The 19,158-nt window shown below is 40.5% G+C and carries 20 protein-coding genes and 1 tRNA gene; 13 read left to right on the top strand and 8 right to left on the bottom strand.

Going from position 1 to position 19,158, the window contains the following annotated elements; translation table 11 throughout:
* The first annotated feature begins 170 nt into the window (after positions 1-170).
* Positions 171-1,643 (top strand): NCS2 family permease, encoded by a 1,473-nt coding sequence (locus tag B6F02_RS00705; protein WP_080145486.1) that lies wholly within the window; start codon positions 171-173, stop codon positions 1,641-1,643.
* A gap of 66 nt (positions 1,644-1,709) precedes the next feature.
* Here B6F02_RS00705 and B6F02_RS00700 read toward each other — a convergent pair whose 3' ends face one another.
* The 3 genes from B6F02_RS00700 to B6F02_RS00690 are packed head-to-tail and all read right to left on the bottom strand — an operon-like array spanning position 1,710 to position 4,515.
* The gene (locus B6F02_RS00700) at positions 1,710-2,930 is read right to left on the bottom strand and encodes an ABC transporter permease (RefSeq protein WP_080145485.1); all 1,221 of its coding nucleotides are present in this window, start codon (positions 2,928-2,930) and stop codon (positions 1,710-1,712) included.
* Positions 2,930-3,637, bottom strand: a complete 708-nt coding sequence (locus tag B6F02_RS00695; protein ID WP_080145484.1) for an ABC transporter ATP-binding protein — start codon at positions 3,635-3,637, stop codon at positions 2,930-2,932. Before B6F02_RS00695 ends, B6F02_RS00700 begins: the two co-directional genes overlap by 1 nt.
* A 14-nt stretch (positions 3,638-3,651) precedes the next feature.
* The gene (locus B6F02_RS00690) at positions 3,652-4,515 is read right to left on the bottom strand and encodes an efflux RND transporter periplasmic adaptor subunit (protein ID WP_080145483.1); all 864 of its coding nucleotides are present in this window, start codon (positions 4,513-4,515) and stop codon (positions 3,652-3,654) included.
* A gap of 256 nt (positions 4,516-4,771) precedes the next feature.
* On the opposite strand from B6F02_RS00690, the gene B6F02_RS00685 reads away from it, so the two are divergent.
* The 5 genes from B6F02_RS00685 to B6F02_RS00665 all read left to right on the top strand — a co-directional run bounded on the left by B6F02_RS00685 (position 4,772) and on the right by B6F02_RS00665 (position 9,340).
* Positions 4,772-5,515, top strand: coding sequence for a metallophosphoesterase (locus B6F02_RS00685; RefSeq protein WP_080145482.1), 744 nt, complete (start codon positions 4,772-4,774; stop codon positions 5,513-5,515).
* A 9-nt stretch (positions 5,516-5,524) separates the two neighbouring features.
* Complete coding sequence (locus tag B6F02_RS00680; protein WP_080145481.1) at positions 5,525-6,349, top strand: metallophosphoesterase; 825 nt, start codon at positions 5,525-5,527, stop codon at positions 6,347-6,349.
* A 126-nt stretch (positions 6,350-6,475) separates the two neighbouring features.
* A complete protein-coding gene (locus B6F02_RS00675) occupies positions 6,476-8,653 on the top strand; it encodes a Tex family protein (protein ID WP_080145480.1) in 2,178 nt (725 codons plus the stop codon).
* A 73-nt stretch (positions 8,654-8,726) separates the two neighbouring features.
* Complete coding sequence (locus B6F02_RS00670) at positions 8,727-9,200, top strand: SprT family protein (protein WP_080145479.1); 474 nt, start codon at positions 8,727-8,729, stop codon at positions 9,198-9,200.
* 56 nt (positions 9,201-9,256) lie between these two features.
* Positions 9,257-9,340, top strand: a tRNA-Leu gene (locus B6F02_RS00665).
* A gap of 57 nt (positions 9,341-9,397) precedes the next feature.
* Here B6F02_RS00665 and B6F02_RS00660 read toward each other — a convergent pair.
* From B6F02_RS00660 to B6F02_RS10975, 4 genes are all read right to left on the bottom strand, one after another.
* On the bottom strand, positions 9,398-9,838 hold the full coding sequence (locus B6F02_RS00660) for a PH domain-containing protein (protein WP_080145478.1): 441 nt from the start codon (positions 9,836-9,838) through the stop codon (positions 9,398-9,400).
* A 43-nt stretch (positions 9,839-9,881) separates the two neighbouring features.
* A complete protein-coding gene (locus tag B6F02_RS00655) occupies positions 9,882-10,256 on the bottom strand; it encodes an iron chaperone (protein ID WP_080145477.1) in 375 nt (124 codons plus the stop codon).
* A 98-nt stretch (positions 10,257-10,354) separates the two neighbouring features.
* Entirely contained in the window at positions 10,355-11,248 is an 894-nt protein-coding gene (locus B6F02_RS00650; protein WP_256864621.1) for an AEC family transporter, read from the bottom strand.
* A gap of 123 nt (positions 11,249-11,371) precedes the next feature.
* Positions 11,372-11,515, bottom strand: a complete 144-nt coding sequence (locus B6F02_RS10975) for a hypothetical protein (protein WP_179128493.1) — start codon at positions 11,513-11,515, stop codon at positions 11,372-11,374.
* 273 nt (positions 11,516-11,788) lie between these two features.
* Here B6F02_RS10975 and gloA2 point away from each other — a divergent pair, with 273 nt between their 5' ends.
* The 6 genes from gloA2 to B6F02_RS10970 all read left to right on the top strand — a co-directional run bounded on the left by gloA2 (position 11,789) and on the right by B6F02_RS10970 (position 17,339).
* Positions 11,789-12,169 carry an SMU1112c/YaeR family gloxylase I-like metalloprotein gene (gloA2, locus tag B6F02_RS00645; protein ID WP_080145475.1) on the top strand — a complete coding sequence of 127 codons (381 nt, stop codon included), beginning with the start codon at positions 11,789-11,791 and terminating at the stop codon, positions 12,167-12,169.
* 131 nt (positions 12,170-12,300) lie between these two features.
* Positions 12,301-12,684, top strand: coding sequence for a lactoylglutathione lyase (gene gloA, locus B6F02_RS00640; protein ID WP_080145474.1), 384 nt, complete (start codon positions 12,301-12,303; stop codon positions 12,682-12,684).
* Between the two features lie 78 nt (positions 12,685-12,762).
* Entirely contained in the window at positions 12,763-14,379 is a 1,617-nt protein-coding gene (gene ggt, locus B6F02_RS00635) for a gamma-glutamyltransferase (protein WP_080145473.1), read from the top strand.
* A gap of 126 nt (positions 14,380-14,505) precedes the next feature.
* Positions 14,506-15,381: an ROK family protein gene (locus B6F02_RS00630; RefSeq protein WP_080145472.1), complete on the top strand. Its 876-nt coding sequence runs from the start codon at positions 14,506-14,508 to the stop codon at positions 15,379-15,381.
* Between the two features lie 93 nt (positions 15,382-15,474).
* Positions 15,475-16,110 (top strand): SGNH/GDSL hydrolase family protein, encoded by a 636-nt coding sequence (locus tag B6F02_RS00625; RefSeq protein ID WP_256864614.1) that lies wholly within the window; start codon positions 15,475-15,477, stop codon positions 16,108-16,110.
* Positions 16,111-16,514: 404 nt separating this feature from the next.
* Positions 16,515-17,339, top strand: coding sequence for a YrhK family protein (locus B6F02_RS10970; protein ID WP_179128492.1), 825 nt, complete (start codon positions 16,515-16,517; stop codon positions 17,337-17,339).
* A gap of 64 nt (positions 17,340-17,403) precedes the next feature.
* On the opposite strand, the gene spx is transcribed toward B6F02_RS10970, so the two are convergent.
* Complete coding sequence (gene spx, locus B6F02_RS00615; protein WP_080145471.1) at positions 17,404-17,823, bottom strand: transcriptional regulator Spx; 420 nt, start codon at positions 17,821-17,823, stop codon at positions 17,404-17,406.
* Positions 17,824-18,139: 316 nt separating this feature from the next.
* On the opposite strand from spx, the gene B6F02_RS00610 reads away from it, so the two are divergent.
* Positions 18,140-19,051, top strand: a complete 912-nt coding sequence (locus B6F02_RS00610; RefSeq protein ID WP_080145470.1) for an aldo/keto reductase — start codon at positions 18,140-18,142, stop codon at positions 19,049-19,051.
* Positions 19,052-19,158: the final 107 nt, after the last annotated feature.

The raw sequence follows: 19,158 nt of genomic DNA, 5'->3' as shown, positions 1-19,158 counted from the left end.
ATTTTTAGGGATGAGACCTCTCATCCTTTTTTCTATGCACTTATAACCAATGACGATTTTATTCAGACGAAAAATGGATGAGACAGAATCTCTTCCCTTATTGTAAAACTAAACTATTAGAGAAAAAATCTGCTCAAGGATTTATACTATTTTGAAAGAAGGGTTTATCTGTGTTTGAAAAGTATTTTCAACTTAAAGAAAATCATACGAATGTAGGAAGAGAAGTTGCAGCAGGCGTCACAACCTTTTTTGCTATGTCTTACATTGTATTTGTTAATCCGCAAATCTTGTCTCTTACTGGAATGCCATCTCAAGCGGTATTCTTAGCAACCATCATTTCATCTGCTATTGGTACACTGATTATGGGACTATACGCTAAAGTTCCTTATGCTCAAGCACCGGGAATGGGCTTGAACGCTTTCTTCACTTACACGGTCGTGTTTGCTCTGGGATTCTCGTGGCAGCAGGCTCTTATGATGGTTTTTATCTGCGGAATCGTAAACATCATTATTACATTAACTAGTATCCGAAAAATGATTATCCATGCAATTCCTGAAACACTGCAGCATGCAATCGGTGGCGGGATCGGTGTATTCATTGCGTATATTGGACTGAAAAATGCGGACTTTCTGCAGTTTACATCAGAAGCTCCAGATATCATTTCAGTAAATAATGAAGCTTTCACTCCCGGAACAGAAACGTTCAGCGGAGGCTTGAATACAGTCGTGACTGGCGGAGGAATCGTTCCAGATCTGACTTCGTTTACTAGTCCGCATGTCTTGCTTGCTTTGATTGGGTTAATCATTACCATTATCTTGATGGTGGCAAATGTCAAAGGAGCAATCCTTATCGGGATTCTAGCAACTACATTGATTGGGATTCCAATGGGTGTAACAGATTTATCTGGTTTAACGAATCCTGCAAACTCGGTGGGAGCAGCATTCAATGAACTGGGTACAACGTTTGGAGCAGCATTCGGTTCTGAAGGTCTAGGTGCTCTGCTGGCAGACCCATCCAGATATGCACTAATTTTTATTACAGTATTTGCTTTTACGTTAACCGATATCTTTGATACAGTCGGAACGTTTATCGGAACAGGGCGTAAAACAGGTATCTTCACGCTTGAAGACGAAAAAGCGATGGATGAAGGAAAAGGGATCAATACAAAAATGGAGAAAGCATTATTTGCAGATGCAATCGCAACAACTGCTGGCTCAATTTTCGGGACTTCAAATGTTACTACCTTCGTTGAAAGTACGGCTGGAATCGGAGCCGGGGGACGTACAGGACTAACCAGTGTCGTTACCGGGGGACTATTCTTGCTGGCCGCTATCTTTTCTCCAGTGATTGCAATTGTTCCTGGAGCAGCAACTGCCCCTGCATTGATCGTTGTAGGGATATTGATGATGTCTACCTTTGGAGAAATCAACTGGAATGATCTTGAAGAAGCAGTACCAGCATTCTTTACTTCTATCTTTATGGGATTTGCCTATAGTATTTCTTATGGTATCGCAGCTGGTTTTGTATTCTATATCATTACAAAACTTGTTAAACGAAAAGCAGGTGAAATTCACCCGGTTATTTGGGTAACGGCAGGATTATTTATAGTCAACTTTGTCGTTATGGCATTGCTTCACGTTTAATATATACAGTAAAAATGCTGGCACCCTTTAAAAGGATGTCAGCATTTTTATTTACGAATGAAACGTTTATTCATATCGCAAGGCTTCGATTGGATCTAAGCGAGCGGCTTTCCGGGCAGGATAAATACCGAAGAATACACCGACTGCTGTAGAAAAGACAAGAACGAGGATAACACTGCCAAGAGTAATGTTCGGTACAATATCTAAAGCTCCGGCAATGATATTAGACAGTAAAATACCTAAGGTCAGACCGATCAGTCCGCCAATCAAGCTTAAAATGACGGATTCCATTAAAAACTGTGTCAATATCGTGTTAGTTGTGGCACCTAAAGCTTTTCGAGTACCAATTTCTCTTGTTCGTTCAGTAACAGACACCAGCATAATATTCATTACACCGATACCGCCCACAAGCAAAGCGATACCAGCTACAGCAGCAATAAAGTTAATGAACAAGCCCAGTACGTTATTGACTTGGTCTAATGCCTGTAAGAAGTTTGTAGCTGAGTAGATATTCTCTCCGACGGTATTGTTTCTCAGCTCAAGCAGTCGAACCATCTGATTAGAAACGGGTTCGATCTGATCAGTTTCTTCAACTTCTACAATTGCAGAAGTAATTCCTGAAAATTGGGGGACTGCATTACCCAGTGTAGAATTTGGCATCGATAGAAATACCGGCAGTTCGCTTGTATCGAAGGCACCCTGCATATCACTGAATCGTCCCTCAACCACACCTGAAATCCTCAAGTTCAGAGGTGTCTGAGCGACAGTAACACGTACGGTTTCTCCAACAATATTTGTTCTGCCGAATAAAGCATCTGCTGTGTCTTCATCGATGACCACTACGTCAGCAGCTTCTTCATAATCATTTTGATTAAAATACCGTCCTTCAACAAGTACTGAACTCATCGTCTGACTCAAGAATTGAAGATCTGGAGTGCCGTAGGAAACAATCGCTTGCCGTGACTCTTCGTCTGAAGCAACGGTTCCCTGAGTTTGTCCATCTGGAGAGATATAACGAATTTCTGAAATGGATTCTTTCAGTACAGTTAGATCTTCATTTGTCAATGGACTTCCACTTTGCTCTGTATCATCAGCGCTCAAACTGATGGTGGTGGCGCCTAAATCACTAAATGTTCCAGTAATTTCCTGGGAAGCACCATTCCCAACAGCTAAGATAGCAATAACGGATGAAATACCGATAATAATGCCCAGCATTGTGAGAAAGGAGCGCATCTTATTTGCAAGGATGCTGTCTATTGCCATCTTCAAATTTTCTTTAAAAAACATCAATGCACCTCCGTTGTCGACAATCGTTTGGGCTGAAGGATTTCATCGTTTTGCAATTGGCCGTCTCTGAAATGGATGATTCGTTTTGTATACTCAGCCATTTCACGTTCGTGCGTGACCATAACGATCGTCGTTCCTTCATCATTCAGATCCTGAAAAATATTCATAATGTCTTCTGTTGTTTTAGAATCCAGATTTCCTGTCGGTTCATCGGCCATCAAAACGGAAGGGCGATTGACAATGGAACGGGCAATTGCAACCCGTTGTTTTTGTCCACCGGAAATTTCATTTGTCAGGTGATCCAGGCGATTACCTAAACCGACTTTTTCGAGGGCTTCAATGGCGCGTTCTTTCCGCTCTTTTCTGGGAACTCTTGCATAAACCAGCGGCAGCATGACATTTTCAAGGACATTCATCCGAGCCATGAGGTTAAATGATTGAAAAACAAATCCGATTTCTTTGTTGCGAATATGCGCGCGCTCTGTGTCAGATATACTGGAAACGTCTGTCCCATTCAGTAAATAACGGCCGCTGTCAAAGCGATCCAGCAAACCTAATATATTCATCAAAGTCGATTTTCCTGAACCGCTGGGACCCATAATCGAAGTGAATTCTCCTTCTTGTATAGAGAGTGAAACGTTATCCAATGCGGTTAGTTTTTCACCACCCATGCGGTAAATCTTTTCAATATCAGTGACTTCAATCACGAGAACCCCTCCTTTTACTCTTCGATTTCTACTTGTGTTTCATTACTGATTTCAGCACTAGGAGAGAGGATTACTTGATCTCCTGCAGATAGTCCGCTGGTGACTTCAATAGTCGTATTAGACTGGATCCCGGTTTCAATCTCGGTTCTGGCAGCCGCATTATTAGTGACTGTGTAAACATAGGGTTGGTTATCATCATCATAGTTTAAGGCTTCTATAGGGATGATCAGGACTTGGTCTTCTTCAGCTACGGTAATATCTGCATCAATGGCGAAACCGGCAATCAGCTCCTCTGGATTCTCATCAAATGTGATTAAAGCCCCTAAAGCAGCTGATGTACCCGTTTGAGCAGGTTGCTGAGTTGCAACTGGATCAATCTGAGCGACGGTTCCCGCAAACTCGTTTTCTCCATAAGTCAGCGTAACAGGCTGATCTACCTCCACACGAGCAGCATCTGAGCGAGAAAGCTGAACTTCTACTTCCAGCTCTTTTAAATCAGAAACCACCACGGAGGGCTGTCCTTGCTGGGCATTATTATCCGGCTCAGACTCATTTACATTTACTTGCGTAACCGTTCCGCTGAAACTTGCTGAATAAGACGTACCATCTATATATGTCAGTAAAGGATCCCCTTCTTCAACCGTATCTCCGACGACCACATTTAGTTCTGAAACGATTCCTTGTCCCATCACTTCCTGTGATTCAGAAGGAATGATCGTACCGTTGGCAACGATGATTTCTGTCACTGCATCTTCTGTTGCTTCTGCTGTCCGGACAGTTGGAACTTCTTCTCCTTGAGAACTGCTGTAAACACTGTATCCGATAAAAAGCAGAACGGCTAATACAACCACTATTCCTGTCCATTTCTTCCAATTCATCTGCTTGGCTTCCTCTCTATAGTCATTATCTTTTTTTCACAAATTCATTATACAGTTTGATATTTTGTAATTCTATACAGAAAGCTTGAGTAGTCAATATGAAAGGATAGCTGCCTTAAATAAGTAGAACAGGCCATAGAAGAAAGACAAAGGAGTTGATAGAATAGGTGCCTGTTTCAGATTTTTCAATTGGAGTGCCTATATATGGTAAAATATGATTATAAACTGACGAAAGAAAATGAAAGGAGAGCATGAGATGAAGCAGAAATTATTTGTTGTCGGAGATGTACATGGTCAAATCACCATGTTCAAAGAACTCTTACAGCATTGGAATCCAGAAGAAGAACAGCTAGTACTTGTCGGAGACTTGGGTGACAGAGGAGAAGACCCAAAGGCCTGCTTTGAATTAGCTAGAGAACTGGTAGAAGAGCAAGATGCGATCTGTTTAAAAGGTAATCACGAAGATATGCTATTGAACTTTATCAATATTCCCGGACAGTATGCTGCTAATTATAAAATGAATGGCGGCATGGTTACGATCAATTCCTTCATCGATACAGAAGGAAAAGCAGTGGATGCTTATGAACTCGCAGCTAGTCTGAATAGCAAGGTTCCGTGGCTGAAACCTTTCATTGAGAATCTGCCCCTTTATTTTGAATGGGGAAACTATATTATTGCCCACGCAGGTGTGGATTTAACCATTGAAGATTGGCGCAATACGAGAGATATGGATTATGTATGGATTAGAGAAGGATTCTACGACCAGCCCAATACAACAGGGAAAACGATTATCTTCGGACATACAGTCACTGCGATGCTGCATGGAAGCAACCGGAATACTGAGATATGGAAAACGGAAGATGGTAAAATCGGTATTGACGGAGGAGCAGTGTATGGCGGTACGCTGCACGGTATCGTTTTAGACGCTGATGGCATCATTGATCAATATAGTATCGAAAATACAGGATTTGCATTTAATGACCTGTTACGGAAGGAATAAATAAACAATATGAAAATAGGAATGATCTCCGACTTGCATATCGACGTGAACGAAAAAGCGTTAAAAGAAGGAGAGACGGTCGATGCTCTTTTGACGGAATTGATTCATACTAAAAAACTGGATCTGCTGCTGATCGCTGGCGACATCTCCAACCACTATTTGAGAAGCCAGCACTTTCTGGAAGACTTGCAGCAGTCTGCGGGTATTCCTGTCTTTTTTGTTCCGGGCAACCATGATTACTGGTCAAAAGAACATGATGTAAAAGATACCAATCAAGTCGATGCCTACTTTCGGTCAAAAAAAGAGTCGCTGGTTGAGAAGCCAACGCACTTAAACGACGAATGGGTGTTGGTGGGTTCCCCTGGATGGTATGACTATGGATACGGCAATCATGAAAAGTATACGGAGCAGCAATTCGAAAAGAAAAAATACAAATTTGCTTCATGGAATGATCGTCACTATGTCGACTGGAGAAAAAGTGATGTAACGATCAGTCAGCAGATGCTGGAACAGTTAAGAAAGGATTTAACAGCTGCTGGGGATAAAAAAATCATTTTAATGACCCATGTAGCAACGCATCCAGAATTTGTCGTTTCACTGCCGCACAGAATATATGACTACGCAAATGCTTTTTTAGGGGCGAAATCTTACGAATCACTTTACCAGGACTTTCCGAACATCCAGTACAGCCTCATGGGACATGTTCATTTCAGAAAAACCTATCGAGACCAAGAGCGGACATATCTGGCGGCTTGCTTAGGCAATAAAAGGCACTGGAGTCACAAAGATGTCCGAACCCAATTAATCAAAACACTCACCGTCATCGAGATCTGAAATTCAGCCAACAGAAAATATATGGACATTGTTTGAAATGGCTTGTTGTCATTTTGAAACAGTGTTCTTTTTTGATTTGTGTTAAAATAGATTAGTTGATTATATAAATATTGGAGATGAACTGGCTTGGCAGATATCGATACAAAACAAATTATAGAATTACTGAATAAAGAATTGACCGACTTTTCAAAAAAGCAAATCACTTCCGTACTGGATTTATTAAATGATGGGAATACTGTGCCGTTTATCGCACGGTACCGTAAAGAAGTCACAGGATCACTGGATGAAGTTCAAATCCGTGAAATCGAAGAACGCCATACGTATCTGCAGAATCTGGAAAAACGAAAGGCCGACGTTTTAGCTGCTATCGAAGAGCAAGGCAAGTTGACACCAGAGCTGGCACAAGAGATTCGTCAGGCGAATCAGATGCAGCGCGTAGAAGATTTGTACCGTCCTTATAAACAAAAACGTCGTACGAAAGCGACGATTGCAAAAGAACAGGGACTGGAGCCTTTTGCAGAATGGATTCTGACTTTCCCGGCAGGAGACTTGGAGACTGAAGCAGAAAACTATCTCTCTGAAGAGCACGGCATCGCTTCTATTGATGAAGTTCTGGCAGGCGCTCATGAAATTCTAGCAGAAAGGATCTCAGATAATCCTAAGTATCGGGAATGGACGAGAGCCTATACCAGCAAGAATGGATCAATAACGGCAAAAGGAAAAGACAAAACTGCTGACGAAAAAGCTGTCTATGAGATGTACTATGACTATTCAGAAGCCATCAAGTCGCTGGTTTCTCATAGAATCCTGGCGATGAATCGCGGGGAAAAAGAAGGTGTGCTGTCTGTATCGGTAGAATTGGATGAAGAACGTATCCATCATTACCTCTACAAACAAGAAATTACGGTAAACGACTTAACGCCAGCTGTTAAAATGGTGCAGGAAGCGGTTATCGATGCTTACAAACGATTCATCGGCCCGGCAATTGAAAGAGAAATCCGTAATGAACTAACAGAAATGGCAGAAGAACAAGCTATTGAAGTGTTTGGTGAAAACCTGAGAAACTTACTGCTGCAAGCACCATTGAAAGATCAGACAATTCTTGGTTTGGACCCGGCTTACCGTACTGGATGTAAACTAGCGGTCATTGATGCTACTGGAAAAGTTCTTGCTATTGACGTTATCTATCCGCATAAACCTGCTTCACAGCAGAAGCGAGCAGCCGCAGCAGGAAGATTCAAAGAGTTGATTGAGCAGTATGATGTAGATACCGTTGCAATTGGAAATGGTACGGCGAGCCGCGAGTCAGAAACGTTTACTGCAGAAAACTTAAAAGAAGTATCAAAAAAAGTAGCATATGTTATCGTGAATGAAGCCGGAGCCTCTGTTTATTCTGCCAGCGAAGAAGCCAGAAGAGAATTCCCGGATCTTCAAGTTGAAGAGAGAAGTGCGGTCAGTATTGCACGCCGTCTGCAAGATCCATTGGCAGAACTAGTCAAGATTGATCCTAAATCCATCGGGATCGGACAATATCAGCACGATGTTTCACAGAAAAGACTGACGGAACAGCTGGATTTTGTGATCGAAACAGTGGTTAACCAGGTGGGGGTCAATGTCAACACAGCTAGTGCGGCACTATTAAAACATATTGCCGGTTTAACCAAAACGACTGCACAGAATGTCGTTTTATACAGAGAAGAAAATGGTAAGTTTACCAGCCGTGCACAGTTGAAAAAAGTGAAGCGTCTTGGACCGAAAGCTTATGAGCAAGCGGTCGGGTTCTTGCGTATTCCTGATGGGAAAGAACCGTTTGACCATACAGGCATTCACCCGGAGACCTATCAAGAAGCAAAACAGATATTAGAACTGGCTGGTGTAACGAAAAAGGAAATCGGAACTGAAGAACTCAGCATGAGAGTGAAATTGCTGGATGAAGCAAAAGCACTGGAAGAAACTGGCTTGGGAATCGAAACCTATAAAGACATTTTGAAAGCTCTCGCAGCGCCGGGCCGCGACATGCGTGATGATATGCCGGCGCCATTACTGAGAACAGATGTCTTAACAATGGAAGACTTAAAAGAAGGCATGGAATTGGAAGGAACGGTTCGGAATGTAGTCGACTTTGGCGCTTTTGTCGATATTGGCGTTAAACAAGATGGATTAGTACACATTTCTAAATTAAGCAATAAATTTGTAAAACATCCCAGCGCTGTTGTAGCCGTTGGAGACATTGTAAAAGTTTGGATCGATTCTGTCGACTTGCAAAAAGGACGGATTGCTTTAACGATGGTTCAGAAAGGGTAACCTGAAATGGATTGACGAGATGCCTGGGAGCATCTCGTCCTTTTTCCTTTTTTCGATGGATAAGGAGGTCATTATGGAACAAAAAGCGTTACAGAAATTGGTTGAGGAGGTTTCAATCGATTTTTTTGAACTGCCTTTTAGACATCAGGCAACCTTTAACGCACGATTGAAAACAACTGGCGGTCGGTATTTTCTGCAGTCGCATCATCTGGATTTTAATCCTCAAGTGTTAGAAAAGTTTGGAATGGAAACATTGATCGGCGTTATTAAACATGAACTCTGCCATTATCATCTGCATCTGGCAGGTAAAGGTCATCAGCACAAAGATCGAGAATTTAAGGCTTTGCTGAAAAAAGTCGGCGGATTGCGCTATGTACCTTCTATGAAAGAAGCCGGTGCAGATGAGTGGATCCAGTTGTGGAAATACCAGTGTCAGAAATGTGGAACGAATGTAAGAAGAAAAAGAAGATTCAATACAAATAAATATGTTTGTTCAAATTGTAAAGGCGCATTCAAGCTGCTGGGAAGAGAAGAAGTACAGCTTTGAAACACGATATTGACTTCTAATGAAAACCCTGTTATGATAGCTTTTGTTGAACAAACGCATACGTGGCGGAATGGTAGACGCGCCAGCTTGAGGGGCTGGTGGGGCGAAGCCCCGTGGAGGTTCGAGTCCTCTCGTGTGCATAAAATAAAAAGTGATCAGGCATTTGCCTGATCACTTTTTTGCTTTTCTTCGTTAACTTAACGATTAATACGGTCTCTGTTTTCCAGGCAGATATCTCCTAGTGCTTTATACACAGGTATGATATCTGTCTTTTTAGGGAAATCGAATGTATACGTTCCGTGCATTTCGTTGTTAGATCTTTGATTTACGTTGGTTAGGAAAGTAATGATGATTTGACTGTCATCCAATCCACTTCCAGCAGTTTCCATACGAACATCGACCAAAGTAGAAAGGTAGATTGACTTGATGGAAGTTTTTTTCCCTGTCGCGCCTTGCTTATCTACAAATAGTATACGTTTATTTGTAAAGACTAGTGCGTCACGTACTAATTGAAAGCCCATTTTAACTTCTTCTTCACTAAATAAGTACTTTCCGTATTCTCCGGTCAATTCCGATACAGATTTTTCTGAATAGTTTCCTGCCAGTGTTTGCACAATGTTTCCAAATCCTAAAGCCATTGTAAAGATTCCTCCCGAAATTTGTTATTAAAGTGATGCAAACTTAAGCTTTACGCCAATACGTTGTGCAGTCTTTTTTATCTTCGATATTAAACTGAATGATTTCTTCAAGCAAGGGATAATCAATTTCCTGTTCCTGCTTGATTCGAAAGAGCATTTTAGTCGCAGAATATCCAGCAGCTTCAATCATATCGCTGAATTTCTCTAGTGCGGCCGTTTCCGGAGCCACAGAAATATGCTGCTTTGCTGCACTAAAGCCGATGATAAACGTACCATGGTCAGTAAAATTGGGTTGATTCCAAGCTATTCGCTGATCTAATTGCGGAAATGTCTCGGAAATCCAGTTGAGTAGATGAGCCATTTTGTCTCGTTGGTCTATTTGATCTATGGTCGACAAGTATTCTTCAAATGTTTCCATTCCATTTCCCTCCGCATCTGCAATGCTGAACTTCAGCTATAGTATACTTTCAGCGGATAAAAGAAAGCAACTAAAAACCAAGTCGTCCAGTCAGCCGTTTAACCAATGGATAGAACAAAGCTGGATAAGGTAATCAGCAGAGGCATCGTCACCATTGCCAGAAGACTGGCTAACACAATCAGACGCGCGCCGTACTCATAGTCCCCACCGTAAAGTTGAGAGAATAAGGCTGTGTTCACAGCGGTGGGGGTACAGTTTGCGATGGCTAAAACGAGTAAAACAGCCTCGTTTTGAATAGGCAAAAGCCAGATCATCAACAATCCTCCAAGCGGTGTAAGAATCAAACGGGTAATAACGGTCCAATAATTTTGCCTGACCAAAAAAATGTCTTTCAGATTCGTTCGAGCCAAGTAGCCTCCGAGTAAAATCATTCCGATGGGTGAACTCATGGCAGCAATCTTATCAAATCCGGCATATAAAGTAGCTGGAAGCTGAATCCTCAATAAATAAAGCCCTAATCCAGCAAAAGCCCCAATAGATGCGGGGTTGATCAAAGCCTTCTTGATCGTCATCCTTTGTTTTCCCTCAGAAAGAATATGTATACCGTATGTAAACTGGAAGATACTAGAAACTACGATGTACATGGATAGATAAAAAATACCTTCGTAACCAAGCAGCGGCAGCACGATAGGAATGCCGACAAAAGCATTATTGGAAAAGATAACAGCATATCGGTCGATTTTCGTTCCAGTTTTGAGCAGAATGGAAGCGAGGGCGATTCTAGAAAGGATAATAAGAATAGATCCTATAAAAGCAAATGCTAGAAGAGATAACTGTTCAGTATTGTATTCTTGCTGAAAAGCCATCATTAAAACGATCGGGATAATAAATCGAGTGGTCATGTTGGCAATTTGCTGACTGCCGTTCATATCCAGCACTTTCAGTCTCACCAGCATAAACCCAAAAAGCATAATAAAGAACATAGTGGCCAGCTGTTCTAAAATGATGAATGAAATAAGCGGTCACCTCCAAAGTCTATTTAAATAAATATACAGGTTACAAAACAGGTTTGCAAACACAAAATGACCTCCGAAGAGGTCATTTTATATGAGTATTCAATTTATTTTTCTATCGTTCTCTTCATCGGTTCTAACAGGTACCTTCACTCTTTGCGGTTCGTTTAGATTCAGTAAAGAAAGACCGGCAAATGGTATCAAGGTAAGACATCCTACTAAAATAACGGTTAAAAATACGCTCATCTTCTTCACCCCTTCAAACTAAAAGCGATTCTATTCGGACAACAATATTCTTTGTTTTTGTACCTTAAGTATCTATCAAAAAGGAGTATATAGCAATCGATATGAACTGCTTCTACAATATAAAATAGTAGGGTTGGATAGTTTGAACGTAAGCTTCAAATAGTAGATTTCACCATTTTCAAAATGCAGAAGAATTGGTATGATGAAGAAGCACTCAAGGGAATTCACATAGCTAGTGACTGAGACCATTCAGTCAGGGGAAAGGAGCAGAACATGTTAAACCGTATCCATCATACAGCAATCATAGCTTCTGACTATGAACGTTCGAAACAATTCTATACTGAACAGCTGGAGCTTAAAGTAATCAATGAAACTTACAGAGAAGAGCGCGACTCATATAAACTGGATCTGGCCATAGGAGATGCTCAGATCGAATTATTTTCTTTTCCGGATCCTCCAGAACGAGTCAGTTCTCCAGAAGCAAGGGGGCTGCGTCACTTGTGCTTTGAGGTGGAAGATGTACAGGCGGCCGCACACTGGCTTCAGAAAAAAGGAATAGAAACGGAACCGATACGAATCGATCCTATCACGCAAAAAGCCTTTACTTTTTTCAAAGATCCAGATGATTTGCCGCTTGAATTATATGAAAAATGAAGAAAAAACTGAGGAAGATGCAATGATTAGTTGCGATCTGCTGCTTTTATCTTATTCAACCTGCAAAACTTGACCAGAATTGGATTATAAGGCAGAATAGAAACATAATGGACGATTAGGAGGAAGAATACATGGCGAAAAAAGCATTACACACTTGCGTACGCGTGAAAGACTTAGACAAATCAATCGAATTTTATACAAATGTTCTAGGAATGGAGATTACTAAAAAATCTGACTATCCAGATGATAAATTCACACTGGTTTATCTAGCGTTACCTGGTGATGACTATGAAGTTGAACTGACGTACAACTATGACCAAGAAGAACCATATGAGATTGGTAACGGATACGGTCACATTGCGATCAGCGTAGATGATCTGAAAGCGACTCATGAAGAATACAAAAAGACTGACTACGATGTCACAGAGCTTAAAGGCTTATCTGACGGAGCTGCAAATTATTTCTTCATTAAAGATCCAGACGGATACAAGATCGAAGTTATCCAAGCAAAATAAAGAAATTCATCAAAGCTCGAGAGAAGTCCTAAGACTTTTTCTCGGGCTTTACTTGGATACATATAGGGGGAGAAAGACATGACAATACCTGAATTTGATGCAAATACTTTCCATTATGCTTCTCGCAGAGAACTGGTTTATGGCAAGAAAGGAATGGTTGCGAGCTCGCATCCATTAGCTTCACAAGCAGGATTAGAAATACTGAAAAAAGGTGGAAATGCTATTGATGCAGCTATTGCTGCGGCAGCGGCGTTGACCGTTGTAGAACCAGGATCAAATGGTATCGGGGGAGACAGCTTTTCGATTCTATGGAAAGACGGAGAACTTTATGGACTCAATTCAAGCGGACCAGCACCGGCACGCATGACGAGAGAAGCCTTTTTAGAAGCCGGTGATAAAATCGAACCGCATGGATTTAAAGCTGTGACAGTACCGGGTGTTCCAGCAGGATGGGCTGCTTTGAATCAAACACATGGCAAGCTGCCTTTATCAGAAGTACTGGAACCCGCTGCTTTGATTGCCGAAGAAGGTTTTCCAGTGTCCAATGTAGTGTCTCAAGCGTTTGAGCGGACGTTTACTATATTAAAAAAGAAGCTTGAAACGTTCCCAGAACTCAAAACTTGGTTTGACACTTTTGCACCTGATGGACATCCGATCCAGCCAGGAGAAATCTGGAGATCACCTGGTCACGCTAAAGCATTACGTTTAATTGGGCAAACGAATGGTGAGGCTTTTTATAAAGGAGAAATTGCTGACGCTATTGATCAGCTTTCAAGAGCGTTTGATGGATTTATCAGAAAAGAAGATTTAGCAGACTATCAACCGGAATGGATTGCACCGATATCAACGAATTATAAGGGATACGATATCTGGGAAATGCCGCCCAACGGTCAAGGCATTGTGGCTTTAATGGCATTGAACATCCTGGAAAACGTTGAGTTGACTTCTAAAGAGGATCCTGAAACGGTTCATAAACAGATAGAAGCGATTAAACTGGCCTTCAGCGATGGGAAAGCAACCATCTCTGATATGAAGTATATGAGTGAAACGGTAGATCAACTATTATCAAAAAGTTACGCTAAAGCTAGATCGGAATTGATCGACGATCAGGCATCTCTTCCAGAACCAGGCATTAAAGATCAGTCGGGTACGGTTTATTTATCCGCAGCAGATGAAGAAGGAAATATGATTTCCTATATCCAAAGTAATTATATGGGATTCGGGTCAGGAGCGGTCGTTCCCGGATATGGGGTCAGTCTGCAGAATAGAGCATGCGGGTTTACGCTGGAAGAGCAGCATCTAAATGTCGTTCATCCTGGAAAACGCCCTTTCCATACGATTATTCCAGGGTTTATCACTAAAGATAATAAACCAGTCGGACCGTTTGGTATTATGGGCGGGCATATGCAGCCCCAAGCGCATCTTCAGGTCATCAGTTCACTGATTGATTTCCATCTGAATCCGCAAGATGCGCTGGATGCACCTAGATGGCATTGGGACGAAGGGAAAAAAGTATCAGTAGAGCCGGAAATGCCGCTTCATATTATCCAAAATTTGATTAAAAGAGGACATCAGGTAACAATTACGCCAACAAAAGGTCTATTCGGCAGAGGTGAGATCATCTTGAGAAATGACCAAGGCGTATTGATTGGTGGCACTGAGTCGAGAGCGGATGGTCATATTGCCGTTTGGTAGGACTGAAAGGACAAAGAGTTTGTCTGTTATAAAATACGTTATTTCAATCTATAAAACAGAGTGCTATAATAAAGAAAGCATTTTCATAAAGAGGGTAAATATGTCAAATCATGAAGGAGGGAGCCAGTGAGTTTATTAGCATTTGATATCGGTGGAACTTCAGTAAAATATGCAATCTGGGATGAAGACCAGTTAAAAGAGAAAGGCAGTTTTTTCACTCCGGATAGCTGGGACCAATTAAAGTCGCTATTAGTGCAGACGAAAGTATCTTTTCAAGAACGTTTTATAATAGATGGTGTTGCCTTTTCTGCACCAGGTGCCATCAATCAGATCGACAGACAAATTGAAGGTGTCAGTGAAGTGCCTTACATTCACTTTTTCCCGATTTATGATGAGCTGGAAGCAGCATTTGGATTGCCAGTCTCTTTTGAAAATGACGCCAATTGTGCAGGTCTAGCAGAAATCTGGCGAGGGGCAGCGGTAGACAAAAGCAATGTACTGTTTGTCGTATTAGGCACAGGAATCGGCGGAGCAATTATCGTTAATGGAGAAATCCAGCATGGTCATCATCTGCTGGGAGGAGAATTCGGATTCATGCTGTTAGAAGGGGAGAGGACCTTCAGTGAATTAGGGACAGCAGTTGCAATGGCCAGACGTTACGCCAAGCGCATGAATCTGCCGACCAATGAAGTGAGCGGTGAACAAGTTTTTCAACTTGCAGAAGCAGGAGATCAAGTGGCGAAAGAAGAAGTGAATACTTTTTATCATTATCTGGTAAAAGGATTATATAATTTAGCTTATTCATTTGACCCGGAAGTTCTGCTTTTAGGTGGAGGTGTATCGAACAAACCTGATTTAATTGAAAGAATCAATGATGAGATGGATGCTTTATTCAGTCGACTGCGGGTTCCGCCGTTTAGACCGGTCATCGAACTTTGCCAGTTCAAAAATGACGCTAATCTTATCGGAGCAATATGTCATTATAAGAAGAGTCATCAATAGAAAATGTACTGCATATTTGAAGCTTTAATGAGTGGTTTTGCAAGAAATGTTTATGTTTTTGAAGTAGGATTCTTATAGAAACGAGGAGAACCATTGAAAATTAAACAAAACGAAAAAATACTCTTTATCGGAGATAGTATTACAGATGCAGGAAGAAATCGTTCACACTCAGAAGATTTAGGTCAAGGCTATCCACTGCTGGTTGCTTCAGAACTGAAAGCGACTTTCCCTCAAAAGCAATTAACCTTTTACAATAGAGGAATTTCTGGTGACCGAGTCATCGATTTGAAAAACCGTTGGGAAGAAGATTGCTTGAATTTGAATCCAGATATCGTGTCTATCTTGATCGGAATTAATGATACAAGTCATCAGATCGATAGAACAGATGCCTTGGATGAAGAAGCGTTAAATCAATTTGAAGAAGACTATCGATTTTTACTTAAATCACTCAGCCAGAGAACAGATGCCAGAGTGATATTAATAGAGCCCTTTGTCCTGCCATATCCAAAAGACAGGATCAACTGGCGCCGAGAACTGGATCCTAGAATCCAGATAGTCCGTAAAATGGCCAGAGACTATCAGACAGAGTTGATACCGTTAGATGGCCTGTTTAATGCAGCGGGAATCAGTCATGGGTTTAAATACTACACTGGCGAAGATGGTGTACATCCTACAGTTGCCGGTCACGGATTCATTAAAAAAGCTTGGATGAATCAGGTAGAACAATAAAGATGTTGCATGCATAGATAACTTATGATATAATCCTGTTTATGCGATGAGTCGATTCGTTCACTATTGTGAACGGTCAGCACAATACAAGTGTTTTCGGACACACAACAGGATGTTGGTATTGGAGGACCCTGATGCTGTGAACATCAATCCTCACTTTTTTATTAAAGTTGCTTAAGGGACAGAGAATTTATTCTCTGTCTCTTTTTTTGGTTTCTTTTTCAATTGATTCAACAGGAATGAGACCAGATTTACTATAATGGTAATATTATAACATGCGTTTTCAACTATTATCAGCTCATTAAATTCTCTGTATATGTATTAGAAAGCTTATTATATGAAAAGTTATTAAGATTATGATAATCTTTAAGTGTTAAATTGTATCAATAAAGGAGTCTATCAGTATGCCAGAAATTGAACGAAAAACACATGAAGTGAAGCCAACCAAAGAAGAAGATGTCGTTGTTAAACTTGGAGGATTCAGGGTATACTTTCAAAATTATTATACGATTATTTCTCTGGCCAATGATCTGGTCACTGGTGGTTTATATCTTACTGGTAGTCTGATTCAAACTTTTACGAATCTTCAAGATCTGGGGATGTATTTATATATTTTTGCCAGTTTTTTCCTACTAATGCGACCTGTCATTAGAATTATTCACCATGTTTTCCTGTATAAAGAGCATGAATATAAAAAGCAGGTACTGGGTGAAAAAGACGATGACACGAATGAACAACAAGATAAAAAATCGAATAATGATCAGTCTAATGAGAAAACAGGAAGCGATAACCACAGAGATGATGATGACACTGGGAAAGATGGCAAAAAAGATGATAGAAGTTCCCTTGATACAAACGATAAGGTAAGTGTGAAAAAGGATAACCAGTCTGGTGAGAATGCCGGGGAAAAACAGCAAGAGCATCATGAACAGGACCATACTGAAGAGCCAGATCAAGACCCGGAAGCAAAGATCAGTATTGATGAGAAAGAACAAGATAAAGGCTCAAACAATGAAGAGAGTAAAAAGGATAAAGAGGAAATTGAAAGTAAAGATCCTGAAGCAAAAATCTATGTAGAAGATGAAGAAGAGCAAAAACAGGACACTGAAGATGAAGAACTAAGCGAAGAAGAAAAGAAAAAGAAAAAAGAAGATCGAGAAAAGAAAAAGAAAGAAGAAGTAGAAAGTAAAGACCAGGAAGCTAAAGTATACGTAGAAGAAGACGACTAGAGCAAGTAAGGTATGAAGACATAAAAAAACTCCACAAATTTGTGGAGTTTTTTTATTAGTGTTATTACGCTGTTTCTACAGCTTCTTCATTTGCCAATTTACGATGGATTTCTGCTAGCTCCAGTTCGCGTACTTTTCTTGGTAAGAAGCAGCGGATTTCTTCTTCGTTATATCCGATTTGCAGTCGGCGGTCATCCATGATGATCGGACGTCTAATCAAGCTCGGTTGGTTTTTGAATAAAGTCAGCAATTCATTCATTGATAAATCTTCAATATCTACATCCAATGCTTGATAAGCTTGAGAACGATAGGAAATAATTTCTTCGGTACCTTCCTCTGTTAAGCTTAGGATGTCTTTGATTTCATCTTTTGATAAAGGCTCATGGAAAATATTTTTTTCTTCAAATTCTAGATTTTGTTCTTCTAACCATGCTTTAGCCTTTCGACAAGACGTGCAACTTGGAGATACGTATAATTTAATCATGTGTCATTTGCCCCTTTTTGAAAGTATGCTGAATCATTTTATGTAAAATGATCTCGTATTGGTTTTATTGAACATTTTTTGTGAACAATTTGTTACAATTTCTATTTTAGGGGCTGTCAGAGAATAAATCAAGAGTATTTGACAAATTTCTGTCACAAACAAGGTTATTTAATAATCGAAATCACTTTGTCACAAAAGTGACACAATTTCACATAGAATTATTTTTCTCTTCTGTGAGTAGATTTTTCTAGCTTATTTTACAAATAATCCATACAATGATACTGTTGAATCAAATTGAAAGGGGTTTATTATAATTATGAAAAATATTCAACTTGGTAAAAGTGATCTTTCCGTATCTGAAGTAGCATTAGGATGCATGCGTATGAATGCATTAGAGGTGACTGAAGCCACAGCCGTTATAGAAGCTGCTCATGAGAGCGGTATTAATTTTTACGACCATGCAGATATTTACGGCAAGGGAGAATCAGAAAAGATCTTTTCAAAGGCATTGAAAAATAGTTCTCTGAAAAGAGAAGATATTCTGCTTCAGTCAAAAGCAGGGATTCGACAAGGGTTTTACGATTTTTCTAAAGAACACCTTACAGCAGCGGTAGACGGTATTTTGGAAAGATTGGATACAGATTACCTGGATGTTTTGCTGCTGCATCGTCCAGATGCTTTAGTGGAACCGGAAGAAGTGGCAGAAGTTTTTACTGCATTAAAGAAAGCAGGAAAAGTCAAACACTTCGGCGTCAGCAACCACAGTCCTTATCAAATTCAATTATTAGAAAAGTATATTGAACAAGATCTTGTAGCCAACCAGCTGCAATTCAGTGTAATGCACACAGGGATGGTTGATGCAGGGATTCATGTCAATACAAAACATGAACAGTCCGTAGATCACGACAGAGGTATTCTGGACTATTGCCGATTAAATAACATTACTGTTCAGCCATGGTCACCGGTACAGGGTGAAAAAGGCGTATTCTTAAATAATCCTGAATACAATGAAGTTAATGAAGTACTGACGAAGATTGGTGAACAGCATGGTGTAAATAACGAAGCTGCTGCGATTGCCTGGTTATTGAGACATCCAGCGAAAATGCAAGTTATATTAGGAACTATGAATCCGGAACGGATTAAAACGTATGCGTCGGCTTCTGATATTCGATTGACACGAGAAGAATGGTATGAAATTTACCGAGCAGCAGGAAATCTTGTCCCATAAAAGACTGCTGAAAGAAATGATCTTTTTATGAATATCCAAATAGATTTTATCTGACAATCTTTTACACGAGTGATATACTAAATAAGTAACAATAGTAATGGTTTAGA

The sequence above is a fragment of the Marinilactibacillus piezotolerans genome (genome assembly GCF_900169305.1).
GTDB classification, from domain to species: Bacteria; Bacillota; Bacilli; order Lactobacillales; family Carnobacteriaceae_A; genus Marinilactibacillus; species Marinilactibacillus piezotolerans_A.
Note: the sequence above shows the minus strand (reverse complement) of the source record. Positions and strands in the feature narration are given on the sequence as shown.